15 protein-coding genes are annotated in these 16,197 nt (G+C 67.9%); 12 read left to right on the top strand and 3 right to left on the bottom strand.

Annotated features, from left to right (window positions below):
- Positions 1 to 47: 47 nt before the first annotated feature.
- The 11 genes from SROT_RS08510 to ccsB all read left to right on the top strand — a co-directional run bounded on the left by SROT_RS08510 (position 48) and on the right by ccsB (position 13,691).
- Positions 48 to 1,802, top strand: coding sequence for a DUF4185 domain-containing protein (locus tag SROT_RS08510; protein ID WP_245535272.1), 1,755 nt, complete (start codon positions 48 to 50; stop codon positions 1,800 to 1,802).
- 27 nt (positions 1,803 to 1,829) lie between these two features.
- Complete coding sequence (locus SROT_RS08505; protein ID WP_013138613.1) at positions 1,830 to 2,822, top strand: hypothetical protein; 993 nt, start codon at positions 1,830 to 1,832, stop codon at positions 2,820 to 2,822.
- Positions 2,823 to 2,855: 33 nt separating this feature from the next.
- Positions 2,856 to 5,534 (top strand): alanine--tRNA ligase, encoded by a 2,679-nt coding sequence (alaS, locus tag SROT_RS08500; RefSeq protein WP_013138612.1) that lies wholly within the window; start codon positions 2,856 to 2,858, stop codon positions 5,532 to 5,534.
- 124 nt (positions 5,535 to 5,658) lie between these two features.
- Positions 5,659 to 6,129, top strand: a complete 471-nt coding sequence (gene ruvX / locus SROT_RS08495; protein WP_281042355.1) for a Holliday junction resolvase RuvX — start codon at positions 5,659 to 5,661, stop codon at positions 6,127 to 6,129.
- Entirely contained in the window at positions 6,126 to 7,391 is a 1,266-nt protein-coding gene (locus SROT_RS08490; protein ID WP_013138610.1) for an endolytic transglycosylase MltG, read from the top strand. The genes ruvX and SROT_RS08490 overlap by 4 nt, the downstream gene beginning before the upstream one ends.
- 136 nt (positions 7,392 to 7,527) lie before the next feature.
- Positions 7,528 to 8,874: a glutamate-1-semialdehyde 2,1-aminomutase gene (gene hemL / locus SROT_RS08485; protein WP_013138609.1), complete on the top strand. Its 1,347-nt coding sequence runs from the start codon at positions 7,528 to 7,530 to the stop codon at positions 8,872 to 8,874.
- A 208-nt stretch (positions 8,875 to 9,082) separates the two neighbouring features.
- A complete protein-coding gene (locus SROT_RS08480) occupies positions 9,083 to 9,718 on the top strand; it encodes a histidine phosphatase family protein (RefSeq protein ID WP_013138608.1) in 636 nt (211 codons plus the stop codon).
- The gene (locus tag SROT_RS08475; protein ID WP_013138607.1) at positions 9,715 to 10,290 is read left to right on the top strand and encodes a TlpA disulfide reductase family protein; all 576 of its coding nucleotides are present in this window, start codon (positions 9,715 to 9,717) and stop codon (positions 10,288 to 10,290) included. Before SROT_RS08480 ends, SROT_RS08475 begins: the two co-directional genes overlap by 4 nt.
- Positions 10,287 to 11,066 (top strand): cytochrome c biogenesis CcdA family protein, encoded by a 780-nt coding sequence (locus SROT_RS08470; RefSeq protein ID WP_013138606.1) that lies wholly within the window; start codon positions 10,287 to 10,289, stop codon positions 11,064 to 11,066. Before SROT_RS08475 ends, SROT_RS08470 begins: the two co-directional genes overlap by 4 nt.
- The gene (gene resB, locus SROT_RS08465) at positions 11,063 to 12,610 is read left to right on the top strand and encodes a cytochrome c biogenesis protein ResB (RefSeq protein ID WP_013138605.1); all 1,548 of its coding nucleotides are present in this window, start codon (positions 11,063 to 11,065) and stop codon (positions 12,608 to 12,610) included. The genes SROT_RS08470 and resB overlap by 4 nt, the downstream gene beginning before the upstream one ends.
- Positions 12,611 to 12,749: 139 nt before the next feature.
- Positions 12,750 to 13,691 carry a c-type cytochrome biogenesis protein CcsB gene (ccsB, locus tag SROT_RS08460; protein WP_013138604.1) on the top strand — a complete coding sequence of 314 codons (942 nt, stop codon included), beginning with the start codon at positions 12,750 to 12,752 and terminating at the stop codon, positions 13,689 to 13,691.
- 96 nt (positions 13,692 to 13,787) lie between these two features.
- On the opposite strand, the gene SROT_RS16765 is transcribed toward ccsB, so the two are convergent.
- Positions 13,788 to 13,940, bottom strand: coding sequence for a hypothetical protein (locus SROT_RS16765; protein ID WP_187288022.1), 153 nt, complete (start codon positions 13,938 to 13,940; stop codon positions 13,788 to 13,790).
- Positions 13,941 to 14,006: 66 nt separating this feature from the next.
- Between SROT_RS16765 and SROT_RS08455 the strand changes: the two genes are divergently transcribed.
- On the top strand, positions 14,007 to 14,363 hold the full coding sequence (locus SROT_RS08455; protein ID WP_049773334.1) for a DUF4229 domain-containing protein: 357 nt from the start codon (positions 14,007 to 14,009) through the stop codon (positions 14,361 to 14,363).
- Here SROT_RS08455 and SROT_RS08450 read toward each other — a convergent pair.
- Together SROT_RS08450 and SROT_RS08445 are read right to left on the bottom strand one after the other, a co-directional pair.
- On the bottom strand, positions 14,347 to 15,213 hold the full coding sequence (locus SROT_RS08450) for a cyclopropane mycolic acid synthase family methyltransferase (RefSeq protein WP_013138602.1): 867 nt from the start codon (positions 15,211 to 15,213) through the stop codon (positions 14,347 to 14,349). The genes SROT_RS08455 and SROT_RS08450 overlap by 17 nt on opposite strands.
- Positions 15,214 to 15,283: 70 nt before the next feature.
- Positions 15,284 to 16,174, bottom strand: coding sequence for a 1,4-dihydroxy-2-naphthoate polyprenyltransferase (locus SROT_RS08445; protein WP_013138601.1), 891 nt, complete (start codon positions 16,172 to 16,174; stop codon positions 15,284 to 15,286).
- Positions 16,175 to 16,197 lie beyond the last annotated feature (23 nt).

Raw genomic sequence — 16,197 nt, 5'->3', positions numbered from 1 at the left:
CGACGAAAATCTGGCCGAAAGTTTTCGGCAGGTGCCGGCCCTGGCTTTTGGCCGGTCTGGGACTGCCGGTCTCCGTTCCACTGTTTTGGTGGCTCGCCCAGGCCCCGGCGCAGGCGGAGCCGGAGCATCGCGCCGTCTCGTGCGATGACGTCCCTGCTGACGACGACCGAACTGGCGCAGTGCTCTGGCAGGGGCCGCCGCTCGCGACCATGCCCGCGCCGGTCCGAGACATCAGCATCGTCGCCGTCGAGCCGGTGGACCCGGCCCCCGAGCCGGACGAGGACCCGCCGCCCGACGGCACAGACCCAGACCCAGCCTCGGGCCCAGACCAGGCGGTGGCCTTCATCCAGGAGGAACCGGCCCCGGACCACATGGATCGAGACGACGTTGAGGACGACCGAGAGGACGGGGCCGGCCCGGACTCGGAGCCAGATCTCGATGAGATCGTCCCCCGTGTCGGCGAGGACATGGTGGGCGGCGTGGGGCCTGCGGCCCGCCAGATCAAGGACGATTGGCGGATGGACGGAGCCGACCTCGGCGTGCCCGTCGACCTCGGGACCAACGCCAAGGGCGAGCGCGTGATCGGCTATGTCTTCGGCGACTCGACCAGCCGGATTCAGCCTTTCTCCCACGGCGGCCCGGACCTCGACCTGCGGCCAGGTCTTGTCACATGGGCGAATCCGATCCTCTACACGCACTTGGACCAGGACGGGGACGAAATCGTCGACGGGTTCGCCGACGAGAACGACATCCCCGCCTATCCGGCGTGGTCCACCCGCTGGGTCGGCGGGGCTTTGCAGGCGGCGGGCGCCGGCCCGGAGCCGGAGCCGTATCCGGGCCGCAAGGGCATGCCCATCGACCTGCTCGGCCGCATTGCCGCGGCCGGAACACCTGGGGGCTCCATGCTAGAGGTGGTCCGTTCCGTGGGAGGAAAGGCCAAGGGGCCTGTTGCCGCTTCGATCGTCCCGACTTCGGCCATCGTCGTGGACGACAAGTTGTTCGTCGCGTTCCAGATCGCGAACAACTGGGACGTCTCCGCCCAGTGGACCACCCTGCAGTCTCAGATCGTGCAGTTCGACCTCGATCCCGACACCCGCCGGGTCATTCCGCCCATTCCCGAGCTGCCCGCGCCCGCGTTGGTCCTGACGAACCCGCACGGCCAGCGCCCTGCTTCGAAGCCCAAGACCTGGAACCGGGGGGCGCCGTTCCAGCAGATGGAGTTCGCCATGGTCGAGCCGCCGGACGGCTCGCCCCCGGTCGTCTACATCGGGGGGCAACAGGAAGGCAGGGCCAACGACGGATTGCACATGGCGCGCAGCGCGCCGCACGACCTGCTGGACCCGGACCGTTGGGAGTACTACACGGCGGCGGGCTGGCGGCGGCCTGGGCAGAGCAAGACATTGAGCACTTTGCCCGTCACACCGCCGCTGCCCAGTGTGGCCCTACAGCGGCCCAAGAGCGCGCGGGACGGCCAACAGGACGGGATCGGCGAATCCGGCCTCATGCAGTTCGGCCCGTATCTCGCGTTCGTGTACACGAGGAACATGCAGACCCCGGTCGCGATGCGCCTCGCGCCGCTGGACCATCCGACCGAGTTCGGCCCGGAGCTGGCGGTGGTCACCGGGGACGGGCGCGACAGAAGCTTGCGAGATCCCCGAGGGGTGTATGGCGGCTTCCTCAGCGCGGCGCGGAGCGAAGACGACGCGTTGGTCGCCACGATTTCGCATTGGGGCGGCTATGGCACCTACCAAGTGCGGATCATGTTGAATCAGCCGCTCGGCGAAACCCCTCTGCTCGATTGACGGTCAGCCGTCAGGCAAAATGGAGTGATGGGCACAACACCAGAGCAGCCGCAGGGCCCGCCATCGGAGAACAGTCCGCCCCGAAACAGTCCGCCCCAAAACAGTGGAGTGCCGCAGTGGTTCTACCCGGCGTTGGGGCTCCCGCAGGTGCCCGAGCAGCAGTGCGCGCAGTCCTGGGATTCGCAGCACGCCCCGCAGGCCGCCGCTGCGCCGCACGGCGCCGCCCCGCCCGAACCGCCCCGGCCAGGACAACCGAAGCGGTGGGAGAAGGCCCTCGCGGGCTGTTTGGCGCTCGCCTGCATTTTTCTGCTCGGTTGGTGGTGGGGGTCGCGAAGCTCGCAACCGGGGGATTCGAGCCCGTTGGCGTTGATCGGCGCGGCGGCTCCGGGGCAAGACGGCCTCGCCGGACTGTCCGACGACGAGCTGTTCGCGCTCTTGCCCGCACGAGAGGACTACCCGGACGGGTGGAAGGTGACCAGGACGCGAGGCTCAGCCAGATCGGAAGGCAAGGGCTCGGCTGTCGACATCAGCCCGCCTGAGTGCGATCTGCGGAAAGCAGAGAAATCCGCGGACGCGGTCGGTTCCGTGCAGGGCAATTCGACCGGGATGCTCCTTGTCGAAGCGGCCTCGGCCGAAGTGCGCCTGCACCGCGACCCTCGCGGCTCGGGGCCGTTCGTCGCAGCGGAGGATTTCGCGAAACGCTGCCCTGCGGTGACATTGAGCTCGGCTGGCGGCGCCACGGCGGTCATGCGGTTGAGCACGGAGCGCGACACCGTGCCCGGCGCCGACGAGTCGATGACCATCAGGATGTCGGGCAGATTGCAGTCCCAGGGCACCATGGCCATTCCAGCTGTCCTGACGATCACCGGGGCGCGGTCCCGTGGGCTGGTCGTGATCGGCTCCGGCATGCGGGCGGGCCTCGCGCTGTCGCTCCCGCAGACTCGGGGCGGTTCTGCGGACGAATCAGACGTGGCCGCTCAGCTGCTGCGAGAGACAGTGCGGCGGATCAAGGCGAAATAAGCTCCGCTGAGCTTTCCGGTAGGGTAGTGGCCCATGCGCACAGCGGAGATCATCGAGCGTTTTCTCGGGCATTTCATCAAAAACGGCCATGAGCTGACCCCGAGCGCCTCGTTGATTCTCGACGACCCCAACTTGTTGTTCGTCAACGCGGGCATGGTGCAGTTCGTGCCGTATTTCCTCGGCCAGCGCACCCCGCCTTCGCCGCGGCTGACGAGCATTCAGAAGTGCGTGCGCACCCAGGACATCGAAGAGGTCGGGGTGACCACCCGGCACAACACGTTCTTCCAGATGGCGGGGAACTTCTCTTTCGGGGACTACTTCAAAGAGCGTGCGATCCAGCTCGCCTGGACCTTGTTGACCTCGTCTGTTGCGGACGGGGGCTACGGTTTTGACCCGGAACGGCTGTGGGCCACCGTCTACGAGGACGACGACGAGGCCATCACGCTGTGGAAGAAGGTCGCGGGCCTGCCCGACGAGCGCGTCCAACGCCGAGGCCCCGCCGACAACTACTGGTCGATGGGAATCCCCGGCCCGAGCGGCCCCTGCTCGGAGATCTACTACGACCGAGGGCCCGAATACGGCGCGGACGGCGGGCCGGAGGCCGACGAGGACCGGTACTTGGAGATCTGGAACCTCGTCTTCATGCAGAACGAGCTCGCCGCGATTCGCAGCAAGACGGATTTCGACATCGCGGGCCCGCTGCCCAAACGGAACATCGACACCGGCATGGGCGTCGAGCGTGTCGCGTTCCTGCTGCAAGGGGTGGACAACGTCTACGAGACCGATGTGGTGCGCCCGGTCATCTCCGTCGCCGAGCAGCTCACCGGCCGCCGTTACGGAGCCGGTTCGCATGCCGACGACACCCGGTTCCGGGTGATCGCCGACCACGCCCGCACGGCGGTGATGCTCATCGCCGACGGGGTGAACCCTGGCAACGACGGCCGGGGCTACGTGCTGCGCAGGCTGCTGCGCCGGATCGTGCGCGCGGCGCGGCTGTTGGGCGCGACGGAGCTGGCCACCCCCGCGTTGGTCGCGCAAGTCGTGTCCTCGATGAGTCCGATGTACCCCGAGCTGTCGCACGAGGCTGCTCGGATCGAGCGGACCGCCGCCGGGGAGGAGCACGCGTTCCGCAACACCATCGACTCCGGTTCCAAACTCTTCGAGCAGGTGGCGGCCGGGGCGCTGGGCTCCTCGCGCAAGATCATCCCCGGAACCGAGGCGTTCGCGCTGCACGACACCTATGGCTTCCCGCTCGAACTGACCTTGGAGATGGCGCGCGAGGTCGGCTTGGAGGTGGACCAGGAGGGCTTCGCCCAGCTCATGGCGGAGCAGCGCCGCCGGGCCAAAGCGGACGCGAAATCCCGAAAGCAGGCGCACGAGGACCAATCGGCCTATCAAGCCTTGCTCGACGGCCCGCCGACGGAGTTCACTGGTTTCGACGAGCTCTCCTCGTTCGGGACGATCCTGGGCGTCGTGGTGGACGGCCAGCTCGCCAACGAGGTCCGCGCCGGGCAGGAGGCGCAGATCATCCTCGACCGCACCCCGTTGTACGCGGAGTCCGGCGGGCAGCTCGCCGACACCGGCTCGATCAGCGCTCCCGGCGCGTTCGCAGAGGTGAGCGATGTGCAGAAGATCGCCAAGCGCCTGTTCGCGCACCGGGTCAAAGTTGTCGAAGGCGCGTTCGCCACCGGCCAAGAAGTCACCGCCCAGGTCGATTCGAAGTGGCGCCACGGGGCGAACCAAGGACACTCGGGCACGCACTTGGTCCATGCCGCGCTGCGCCAGGTCCTCGGCCCTGAGGCGACGCAGGCAGGATCGCTCAACAAGCCAGGCTACCTGCGGTTCGACTTCCGGTGGCACAGCGCGCTCTCCCCGCAGGCCAAGCAGGAGATCGAGTCGGTGGTCGGCGAGGCGGTGGAGACCGACTACCCGGTCAACACCTTTGTCACGGATATCGACCGGGCTCGCGCGATGGGCGCGTTGGCGCTGTTCGGCGAGAACTACGGCGAGCGAGTGCGCGTTGTCGAGATCGGCGGGCCTTTCTCGATGGAGCTGTGCGGCGGCACGCATGTGCCCTCGTCTGCCAAGGTCGGCCCGGTGGTCTTGCTCGGCGAGTCTTCCACAGGTTCTGGCACGCGCCGGGTGGAGGCTTTGGTCGGTTATGACGCGCGCGAGCATCTCGCGAAGGAACGCGCGCTGCTGGCGGCGGTGGCCTCCGCGGTGGGCGCACCTGCGCCGGAGGCTCCCGACAAGGTGCGCGCGCTGGTGGAGCGGGTGAAAACCTTGGAGCGCGAGATCGCGCGGCAGGCCCAAGCCCAGGCTCGGGCGCAGGCGGGGAACCTCGCCCAGTCGGCGAGCCCGGTCCGTCTTTGCTCCGGGGCCGTCGTGGAGTTCGTCAGCGCAGAGGTGGACTCTGACGATCTGCGCGGCCTGGCTGCCTCGATGAAGGAAGCTTTCGGCTCCCGAGCCGCAGTCGCCGCGCTTTTTCACAAGAGCGGCGAGAAAGTCGCCTTCGCCGTGCTCGCGACGAAAGCCGCGAACGAGCTCGGCGCGAAAGCGGGCGAACTGCTCCGCGCCGTCGCCCCCGCCGTCAACGGCAGAGGCGGCGGCAAAGACGATCTCGCGCAGGGCTCCGGAACCGACCCCTCGGCCGTTCCGGCGGCCCAGGCGAAGCTGCGCGAGGAGATCGCCGGGCTCGGAGCCCGTGTCTGAGGCCCGCCCGTCGGGGGCGGAGACAGAACCCCGCCCGTCGGCGGCAGAGACAGAACCCCGCCCGTCGGCGGCGGAGACAGAACCCCGCCCGTCGGCGGCAGAGACAGGGCTCCGCGGCCCTCGGCTGGGGATCGATCTCGGCCAGGCGCGGATCGGTTTGGCGATATCCGATCCGGACGCAGTGTTCGCCGCGCCGTTCGCGGCCCTGGAGCGCGCCACGGGCAAGCCGCCGAAGCTGGCGTTGGCAGAGGATCTCGCCGCTCTGGCCGAAGTGGTGCGGGAGCACCGGATCGCCCTGGTCGTCGTTGGTTGGCCGAGGAATTTGAAAGGCGAAGCCGCCACGGCGGCCCGCACCGCGGAGGAGTTCGTCCGCCGATTGGGCGAGGTGATCGCCCCGGTGCCGGTGCGCCTCGTCGACGAGCGGGTCACGACCCTGTTGGCGCACCGCCAGCTTCGCGAAGCAGGCGTCAGTGGCAAGCGTCTCGTTCGGAAAGGGCAACGCGGCGTGGTGGATCAGTTGGCCGCGACCGCGATTCTGCAAGGATGGCTCGACGGCAAGGACCGTGCGCGCGACGAGAGAGAGGGCAGAGCATGATCGATCCGATTCGGCCAGGAGGCTCCGGCAGGAGAAGGGCTCTGCCGGAGGTGGTCGGGTCGCCGAAACTGCCCGCGCAGCGCGGCACCCGCGCCATGCGCGACCGCTCCCCGGAGATTTTGCGCCGCCGCCGCGTGGCCGCTGTGCTCCTTCTGGTCGGCGCGTTGCTGCTCACCGCGGGCCTGGTGTTCTTCTGGTGGGGCGGCGGCGGAGCCTCGAAGCCCGCCCCGCCGGACTTCACCGGCCCCGCAGGCCCGGAGCTCGTGTTCCACGTCGCCGAGGGCGAGGGCAACGCGCTGATCGGCGAGCATCTTGTCGCGCAGAACGTGGTCAAAAGCAAAGAGGCGTTCCTGGACGCCGGGCTGACCTCGATCAATCCGGGCTACTATGTGCTGCCGACCAAGATCCCCGCCGCGCTTGCCCTCGCAAAGCTCACCGAGAAGGGCAAGAAAGACGTCGTCGGCTATCTGAGCGTCCCCGGCTCCCGCGCCTTGGACGGGACGATCACGACGACAGGGCAGCGCACTCCTGCCATCTACGACATCATCGCCGAGGCGAGCTGCGTGACATTGAACGGCCAGGAGCATTGCGTTTCGGCTGACGATCTGCGCGCCACGGCGCAGAACGCGACGCTCGAAGAGCTCGGAGTGCCGGATTGGGCGAAGGAGGGCGTCGCGGGATTCCCGGAGGGCGTGCCTCGCGACCGCCGCCTGGAAGGCCTGATTGTCGGCGATATGAACTTCAACCCGCAGTCCGACCCCTTGACGATCCTGCATTTCCTGATCACGAGCACGGCGGCGCAGTACCGGGCGCTCGGCCTGCTCGACAGCGCGAAGGCTTTGGGCTGGACGCCGTATCAGACGCTGATCGGAGCGTCGCTCATCGAGCGGGAAGTCGTCTTCCCCGAGGATCTGCCGAAAGTCGCGCGCGTGATGCTCAACCGGCTCGCCGCCGACCAGCCGTTGCAGTTCGACTCCACGATCAACTACGTGCTCGACAAGCAGGAGGTCGGGACGAGCGATCAGGACAGGAAGAACCCGACGCTGTGGAACACGTACATCCGTCCGGGCCTCACCCCGTCCCCGATTTGCTCGCCGAGCTACGCGGCGGTCAAAGCGATGCTCAAACCCGCTGACGGGGATTGGATGTTCTTCGTGACTGTGGACGAGAAGGGCACGACTTTGTTCAGCGACACGTATGAGGAGCATCTGAAGAACGTGGAGACCGCCAAAGCGAACGGTTTCATCCCCCGCGAGAACTGACCGGCTTCCCGCGCGGGGGAAACCGGCTCGTCCGCAGGGGATTGGGCCGGGAAAGCGCGGGCGCCTCGTTCTTCTCGGGGAACCTCACACGGGACGACGGAGCCTTCGCGCACGCCGCTGCGTTACTGTTGCTGCTGTGCCCACCGATTTTGAGCCAGCCGCCGTCGCAGCCTCGCAGCAAGCCTATGCGCGAGCGGTCCGGGTCATCCCCGGCGGGGTGAGTTCGCCCGTGCGGGCCTTCGGCGCAGTCGGCGGCACCCCCCGTTTCATTGCCAAAGCCCAAGGCCCGTGGTTGACCGATGTGGACGGAAACCGCTACCTCGACCTCGTGTGTTCCTGGGGCGCGATGTTGCACGGGCACGCGCACCCGGAGATTCTGGCCGATGTGGCGCTGGCCGCCGGGAGGGGCCTCTCGTTCGGCGCGCCCACCGAGGCCGAAGCCGCTCTCGCCGAGGAGATCATCGCCCGCGTCCACGGCTCGGGCGCGGAGCAACTGCGCCTTGTGACCTCTGGCACCGAGGCCACGATGAGCGCGATCCGCCTCGCCCGCGCCCACACCGGCCGCGCCAAGATCGTCAAGTTCGCGGGCTGCTACCACGGGCATTCCGACGCGCTGCTGGTCGCCGCGGGCTCCGGGGCGTTGACCTTCGGCGCCCCGTCCTCCCCAGGGGTGACCCCTGGTTCTGCCGCCGACACGGTCGTCCTCCCGTACAACGACGCGCAGGCGCTCACGGAGCTTTTCGCGCAACACGGCGACGAGATCGCGGCTGTGATCACCGAAGCCGCCCCCGGCAACATGGGCGTTCTCGCCCCGAAGCCAGAGTTCCAGCGCGCGCTGGCAGAAACCCCCCGCGCCAGCGGCGCCCTCCTCATCTCCGACGAGGTGATGACCGGTTTCCGAGTCAGCAGGGCAGGCTGGTTCGGCCTTGGCGGCGTCGCGGCGGACCTTGTGACATTCGGCAAGGTCATGGGCGGCGGCGTGCCCGCGGCGGCGTTCGGCGGACGCGCTGAGATCATGGCGCAGCTGGCCCCAGCCGGCCCCGTCTACCAGGCGGGCACGCTCGCGGGCAACCCGCTCGCCACAGCTGCCGGTCTCGCGTCGCTCCGCCTCGCCGACGAGGCCGCCTACACGCGGTTGGACGCTGCCGCGCAGACGATCGTCGGCTTGGTCGAAAAAGAGTTCGCCGCTGTGGGACTGCCGGTCGCGATCGGCAGGGCGGGAAACCTCTTCTCGGTGTTTTTCGCCGAAGCCCCGCCGACAGACTTCGACACGGTCCGGGCCACGCAGACTTGGCGTTACCCGGCCTTTTTCCACACGATGCTCGACCACGGGGTGCATTTGCCGCCGAGCGCGTACGAGGCGTGGTTCGTGTCGACTTCTCTCACCGATGAGGCGTTCGAGGTGTTCGCGCGCGCTGTGCCCGCCGCAGCGCGCGCCGCTGCCCAAGCAGTGCCCGACGCGCCGCCGACAGCGCGGCGATGAGCCCGTCCACGGGGAACGGCTCTTTCCCCGCAGAAGAGGCCGACGCCCCAGATCTGAAAGATGCCCCAGATCTGAAATATGTGGGCTCAGCCTGTGCGGCGGGAACACCGCAGGGGTCTGACGGCAATGCCGGACAAGGTTCACCGATGTCGTCAACAAGCTTGGCGCCCTTTAGACTGCCTAGGGCTAGAGGATCAGAGGAGACGAGATGAGCACCCAGACCGGCGGCGAGCAGAACGTCCGCACGATCGTCCATGTGATGCGCCACGGCGAGGTGCACAACCCGACGGGCGTGCTCTATGGGCGCTTGCCAGGTTTCTCCCTCTCCGAGCGCGGCCAGCGGCAGGCGAAAAAGGTGGCCGAGCACCTCGCCGGCCGGGACGTGCGGCGCCTGGTGGTGTCCCCGCTGCAGCGCGCGCAGGAGACCGCGAAGCCCATCGCCGAGGCGTTGGGCATTCCCATCGAGACCGAGGACGACCTCATCGAGGCGGGCAACATCTTCGAAGGCACCAAATTCGCCGAAGGCAAAGGAGTGCTGCTCAAGCCGCAGCATTGGTGGAAGCTGCGCAACCCCCTCCGGCCGTCTTGGGGCGAGCCGTACACCGAGATCCGCGACCGCATGGTCCGCGTGGCGACTTCCGTGCGCGACAGCGTGCGGGGCCACGAGGCGGTGATCGTGAGCCATCAGCTGCCGGTGTACACGCTGCGCCGCCACTACGAGGGCAAAAGCTTCTTCCACGACCCGCGCAAACGCGAATGCGACCTCGCGTCGCTGACCACGATCGTCTACGAGGGCGACACGGTGGCGCAGATCAAATACAGCGAGCCCAGCGCAGGGATATGAGACAACCGCTCGTCGCGCTCGGCTGCGCGCTCCTCGCGTTGACCAGCACGGCGTGCGTGGTGCGCCAGCCCTCGCCGAACGGGATCTTCTCCCCGGACGGCAAACCCGAGCACTGGTACGACCCAGGCCACAGACCGGCCCTCACCGGGCCGGTGGCGGGGCCCGACCTGCTCACCGACAAGCGCATCTCGCTCGACGACCCGCAGTTCGCCGGGAAAGCCGTGGTCATCAACACCTGGGGGAGTTGGTGCGGACCATGCCGCGGTGAAACGCCCGCCCTTGAGTCCACGTACCAGGCGAGCAAAGACCGAGGCGTGGCGTTCCTCGGGGTCGATTTGCGGGAGGACTCCCGCGACGCCGCGAAGGACTACGTGCTCGACCGCGGCGTGTCCTACCCGTCGATCTACGATCCGTCCGGGCGCTCCCTGCTCGGCCTCTCCGCGCATGTGTCCACGAGCGCTGTCCCCACCACGGTCGTGCTCGACCGGACGCACGCGGTCGCCTTCGTGCACATCGGCGCGGTGAGCCAGACGTCGCTCGAACCGGTGCTGGACAAGGTGCTCGCCGAATGAGCGTCGGCGCCGCATTCGAGCAGGCGGCCGCCTCGGGGCCGATCCTGTTGGCCTTGGGCGCGTGCGCCCTCGCGGGTGCGGCCTCGTTCGCCTCGCCCTGCGTCTTGCCGCTGGTCCCCGGCTATGTCTCCTATCTCGCGGGTTTGGTCGGGGTGAGCGTTGACGAGGCCGGTCCGCGCGGGGCGGGGGCCCGGACGAAAGCTGTGCTCGGGGCCGCGCTGTTCGTCCTCGGCTTCACCGTGGTCTTTCTGCTGGAAACGGCCCTGGTCTTCGGCCTGGCCGACACGTTCGTCACCCACCGGGAGACGCTCTCGCGCATCGGGGGCGTGGTGACGATCGTGCTTGCCTTGGCCTTCCTCGGGTGGCCGCCGATCTTGAACCGGGAGGCCCGTCTCGCGCCGCGCCCGGTGGCGCACCTCGGCGGCGCGCCGCTCCTCGGCGCTGTTTTCGCTCTCGGCTGGACTCCGTGCGTCGGTCCGACGTTGGGCGCGGTGGTGTCTTCCGCGCTCGCGACCGACGGCGTGGACGCCGCCAGAGGCGCGGGGCTGGTCCTCGCGTACTGCCTCGGCCTCGGGGCGCCGTTCCTCCTTGTGGCGGTCGGCTCCGCCACGATGGCCGACGCCACGGGCTGGCTGCGCGAGCACGCGCGCGGAGTGCGGATCGCCGGGGCGGCGGCGATGGCCCTCATCGGGGTTCTGCTCGCGACCGGGCAATGGGGCTGCGTCGTCGGTTGGCTCCGCTCGGCCACAGGCGGGGAGTACATCTCACCGATATGATCGCGCTCGCCTTTCTCCGCAACAGCTGGCGCGCTTTGACCAGCATGCGGACTGCTCTCGTCCTGCTGTTCCTGCTTGCCGTCGCGGCAGTGCCGGGGGCGGTCTTGCCGCAGAAAGACCTGAACATCGGCAAGGTCGACCGCTGGATCGAGGACCATCCTGACATCGGCCCGTGGCTGGACAAGCTCAAATTCTTCGAGATCTTCATCTCGCCCTGGTTCACCGCGATCTACGCCTTGCTGTTCGTCTCTTTGGTGGGGTGTCTCGCCCCGCGCCTGGTCGAGCAGTGCAAGCAGCTGCGCGCGCCGTTGACGAGGACGCCGCGCAACCTCTCCCGCCTGCCGCATCACGCCCGGTTGCGGGCCGCGGACTCAGAGCTGGCCAAGGCGCAGGTGAAGGCAGTGCTGCGCGGTTGGCGAACAGAGGTCCACGACACAGAGCGCGGCTGGGAGCTTTCCGCGGAGCGGGGCTTCGTCCACGAGTTCGGCAACGTGCTCTTCCATTTCGCCCTCCTCGGGATTCTCGTCGCCATCGCGCTCGGCAGGCTGTGGGGCTACGAGGGAACCCGGACATTGATCGCCGGGCCCGGCACAACAGGCTTCTGCAATACTTCTACCTCGGTCTATGACTCTTTCCGGGGAGGTTTGCTCGAAGACGGCACCCGCCTGGACCCTTTCTGCCTCCAGGCGAAAAGCTTCCACGAGACGTTCCTGGCGAGCGGCCAGCCGGACAACTACGAATCCCAGATCGCGTACCAGCTCCCGGCGGACTTCGCGAGCGACAGCTGGCACGGATACCAGCTCCGGGTGAACCATCCGCTGCGTGTGGAGGGGTTGCGGGTCTACCTGATGGGCCACGGCTTCGCGCCGACATTCACGGTCACCTGGCCCGACGGCGGCCCGGGCAAGAGCCGCACCGAGACGGTGCCGTTCATCCCCCAAGACGGCGCCACGTTCCTCTCCAGCGGCGCGGCGCGGTTCGACCCGCCCGCCGGCATGTGGCCGGACCTCGGCGAGCGGGACAAGCACGCCGTCGCCCTCGAAGGGCTGTTCGCGCCCACCGCCGGGCTGCACGGGACGCTGTTGACCTCGCTGTCACCGGAGCTGGTCAATCCGGGGGTGGCGATTGACGTGTACGAAGGCGACACAGGTCTGAACTCCGGCCGTCCGCAGTCGGCGACGTCGCTGGACCACAGATTGGTCGATTCGGGCAAGCTCGTGCGCGCAGCGCGCAAGAATCTCATGCGGGGCGAGTCGGTCACATTGCCGGACGGGGTCATCGTGCGGTTCGACGGCGTGCAGCAGTGGGTGTCGTTGCAAGTCTCGAAGGACCCGGCGCAGCTCTGGGTGTTGCTGTTCGCGGTGACGATGGTGTGCGGTTTGCTCGGCTCGCTCGTGGTGCGCCGACGCCGGGTCTGGGCCCGGTTCGAGGCCGCCGAGCTGGAGCTCGGCGGCCTGGCGCGCACCGATCAGGCCGGTTGGCACGGGGAATTCGACAAACTTGCCGCCCGCGTCAGGCAGAAACTGGGCGCAGAAACCGCGTGAGGTGCTCTGTCGCCGGGCGTGCGGCGCCGACGTTTGACGAACCCTGAGAACCGCAGGAGCGGGATGGGGCTTGCCGCATCGAACAGGTCTTCTGACAACGCGATACGGTAGTCTGGCTCGTTATGACAAGGAGCGCGCGATGCCGGTGAACGAAACGCTGGCAGGCTACGCGGGAGTCGCCTTCGGCGCCGCCCTGACCTGCTATGTGGTCGCCTTCGTCGCGTTGCTCTTCGAATGGGCCCGAGCCGTGCGGGAGCAACCGGCCGAGAAAGAGCTCGTCACGGCCGGCGCGCCGCAAAAGCCCGCTGTGATGACCATGCCGGGGGCGGGGCATTCGCGGACCGCGGGGGAGCGGGCCGGGCGGGCGGGGTTCGCCGCGATGATGCTCGGCTGGGCATGCCAGGTTTCGGTCCTCTTGCTGCGCGGTTTCGCGGCGGGCAGGCCGCCGTGGGGGAACATGTTCGAGTACATCACCCTCGCGACGGCGGCGGCGCTGCTGGCGGCGATGATCCTCCTTCGCTCGGACGCGACCAGACGCAGCCTTGTCTTCGCGTTAGGGCCCGCGGTCGTGCTCCTGTACATCGCCGGGAAATGGCTGTACACGCCGACCGCGCCAGTGGTGCCCGCGCTGAAGTCGTATTGGCTCGCCATCCACGTCTCCATCATCTCCACCGCGACCGGGGTGTTCCTCGTCTCCGGGGTCGCGAGCGCGCTGTACTTGGCTCGTGAGCGATTCCACAGCAGCGCGTGGGGCTCGCGTCTGCCGAAGGGGGAAATCCTCGACCGCGTCGCCTACCAATCGGCGGTCTTCGCGTTCCCCCTGTTCGGAATCGGGGTCATCTGCGGCGCGATCTGGGCGGAGTCCGCATGGGGCCGGTTCTGGGGCTGGGACCCGAAGGAAACCGTCTCGTTCGTGGTGTGGGTGATCTACGCGGCGTACTTGCACGCGAGGGCGACCGCCGGTTGGAAAGAGCACCGAGCGGCCATCATCAACATCGTCGGTTTCGCGATGTTGGTCTTCAACTTGTTCTACGTGAACCTCGTGCAGTCCGGCCTGCACAGCTACACAGGCCTGAGCTGAAATCTGTCGGAACCGGGTCCGCCTGGACCGGGTCGGTCTGACTGGGTTTGTTGGAACGGGTTTCGCCCGCAGCGGGCCAGTGCGCGCTGGCCCGCTTCACTCCCGTTCGCGTTCGATTTTGTTGCGCAGATCCAAGAGGAAGTCGGGGTCGTCGTCCGGGGCGAGAACTCGGTGCGCCCGCACTGGTCGCGCCCGCCAAAGCAACACCACAACCACGAGGATCGCCAACGCGGCTATGAGGTAGGCCATGGGTCCAGAATAGCCCGTTCACCCGTTGTTCGCTTTGGCGGCCCGGCTTCGGCTACCCTGGACGCCATGTCGGATTCCGCCCCAGCGCCTCCCCCCTCTGGCCGAGGTCGTTTCGTCGCGAGCGTCGCCGGGTACATGGCGATGCGCTTCGGGCTCTTGGCGGTTGTCGCCGCGCTCGTCTGGGGCGTCGGGCGGCTCATGGGCGTGCATGTGCCTGTTGTCGTCGCGCTGCTCTTCGCCGGGGTCGCCTCCATGCCGCTCTCCTGGCTTCTGTTCAAGCAGTTCAATGTGAACATCGGGGCTGCAATGGCCCAGGCGGACGGGCGGCGCCGTTCCGAGCGCGCGGCCTTGCGCGCCCAGCTCGCAGGTGAAAAAACCGATGCGGCGCGAGCTGACGAACGCGGAACTACTTCACAAGAGTGAACTGGACGACGTCGATGCTGCCTTCCCAGAACCCGACGGCGCACCCAGTGAGATACCGCATGTAGGTGTCGTACATTTTTTGGCCGCTGATCGCGACAGCCTGGTCCTTCTTTTCGGCCAAGGCCCACGACCAGTGGTCGAGCGTGCGCGCGTAGTTGATGTTCAACGAGTGCTCGCGCTCGAGCGTGTAACCGGCCTCGCCGGCGAGTTCTTTGACTTTCTTCGGGTTCGGCAGCTGGCCGCCGGGGAAGATCTCTTTCGCGATGAACAGGCCGAAGCGCATGCGCTGGGATGTGGGGTTGATGCCCTTCGCGGCGAGTTCGTAGAAGTCGAAGGAGACGATGGTGTGCAGGAGCATGCGCCCGTCCTCGGGGAGCAGACGGTGGGTCCGTTCGAAGAACTCGGTGTGGCGTTCGCGCCGGAAGTGCTCGAATGCCCCGATGGAGACGATGCGGTCGACAGGCTGGTCGAACTCCTCCCAGCCTTGCAGGCGCACTTCCGCCGTGCGCCCGTTCGGATTGGGGAGTTTCGCCAGTTCGTCCTGGACGTGCTCATGCTGGTTTTTGCTGAGGGTGAGGCCGATGACGTTGACGTCGTATTTGGTGAGCGCGCGCTTGAGCACTGTGCCCCAGCCGCAGCCGATGTCCAGGAGGGTCATGCCGGGCTTGAGGCCCAATTTTCCGAGCGCGAGGTCGATTTTCGCGATTTGCGCCTCTTCCAGCGTCATGTCCTGGCGCTCGAAATACGCGCAGCTGTAGGTGCGTGTCGGGTCGAGGAACAATGCGAAGAAGTCGTTCGAGAGGTCGTAGTGGGACTGCACATCCTCGTAAAAAGGCTTCAAATCAGACATGGGTGCAGGCTAGCGCATGAAGATTTGCATCGTGCGCATGTGTCGCGAAACGAGCGCCGCGCAGACCTCGCTAGAGCAGACCTCTCTCGAACAGGCACAGGGCAGCGGCGGTCAGCGCGGCCCAGGCCAGCATGGCAGCGCCCGTGGCGCCCAGAGCCCCGATGAGCGCCTGCCCGCGCGCGCCGTGGCGCACCTCGCTCGCCGGTTTGACGAGTATGAGCGCCGCGAGCAGGGAGAGCAGCGTCCACGGGTGGATCACGGCGAGGCCGAGCGTGATGAGGAAAGGGGCTGCGGCCAACGCGAGATAGAGCAAACGGGCCCGGGGCTCGCCAAGGCGGACGGCGAGCGTGCGTTTGCCGCTCGCCCGGTCCCCGTCGATGTCGCGCAGATTGTTCACGGCGAGCACCGCGGCGGAGAAGGACCCGGCGCCGACGGCGCACAGCGCGCCGCTCGCGCTGATCCGGCCCGTTTGAGAGAGTTCGGAGCCGAGCACCGCGGCGAGGCCGAAGCAGAGAAACACGGCGACTTCGCCGTAGCCTTTGTAGCCGTACGGATTCGTTCCGCCGGTGTAAAACCAGGCCAGGGCGAGGCAACCCGCCCCGAGGACGACGAGCCACCAGCTGCTTGTCGCGGCCAGCACCAGACCCGCGACGACTGCGGCCGCGAAACTCGCGACCGCCGCCCGCAGGACCGCCCCCGGAGCCGCGGCCTTCGACCCCACGAGGCGCATCGGGCCGATCCGTTCGTCGTCCGTGCCTCGGATTCCGTCGGAGTAGTCGTTCGCGTAGTTCACCCCGATGACGAAGCCGAGGGCGACAATGAGCGCGGCGAGCGCTTTCCACCAGAGGAAACCGCCGCCCCCGTCGGCCGCCGCCGCGGCCGAGCCGAGCAGCACCGGGGCGAGAGCGTTGGGGAAGGTGCGCGGGCGCGCCCCTTGCGCCCATTGCCGAAGTGTTGCCATAGCGCGATCATTCCTCATGCGTT

It is taken from the genome of Segniliparus rotundus DSM 44985, assembly GCF_000092825.1.
GTDB classification, from domain to species: Bacteria; Actinomycetota; Actinomycetes; order Mycobacteriales; family Mycobacteriaceae; genus Segniliparus; species Segniliparus rotundus.
The sequence above is the reverse complement of the archived record's forward strand: the minus strand, read 5'-3'. Positions and strand labels throughout refer to the sequence as shown.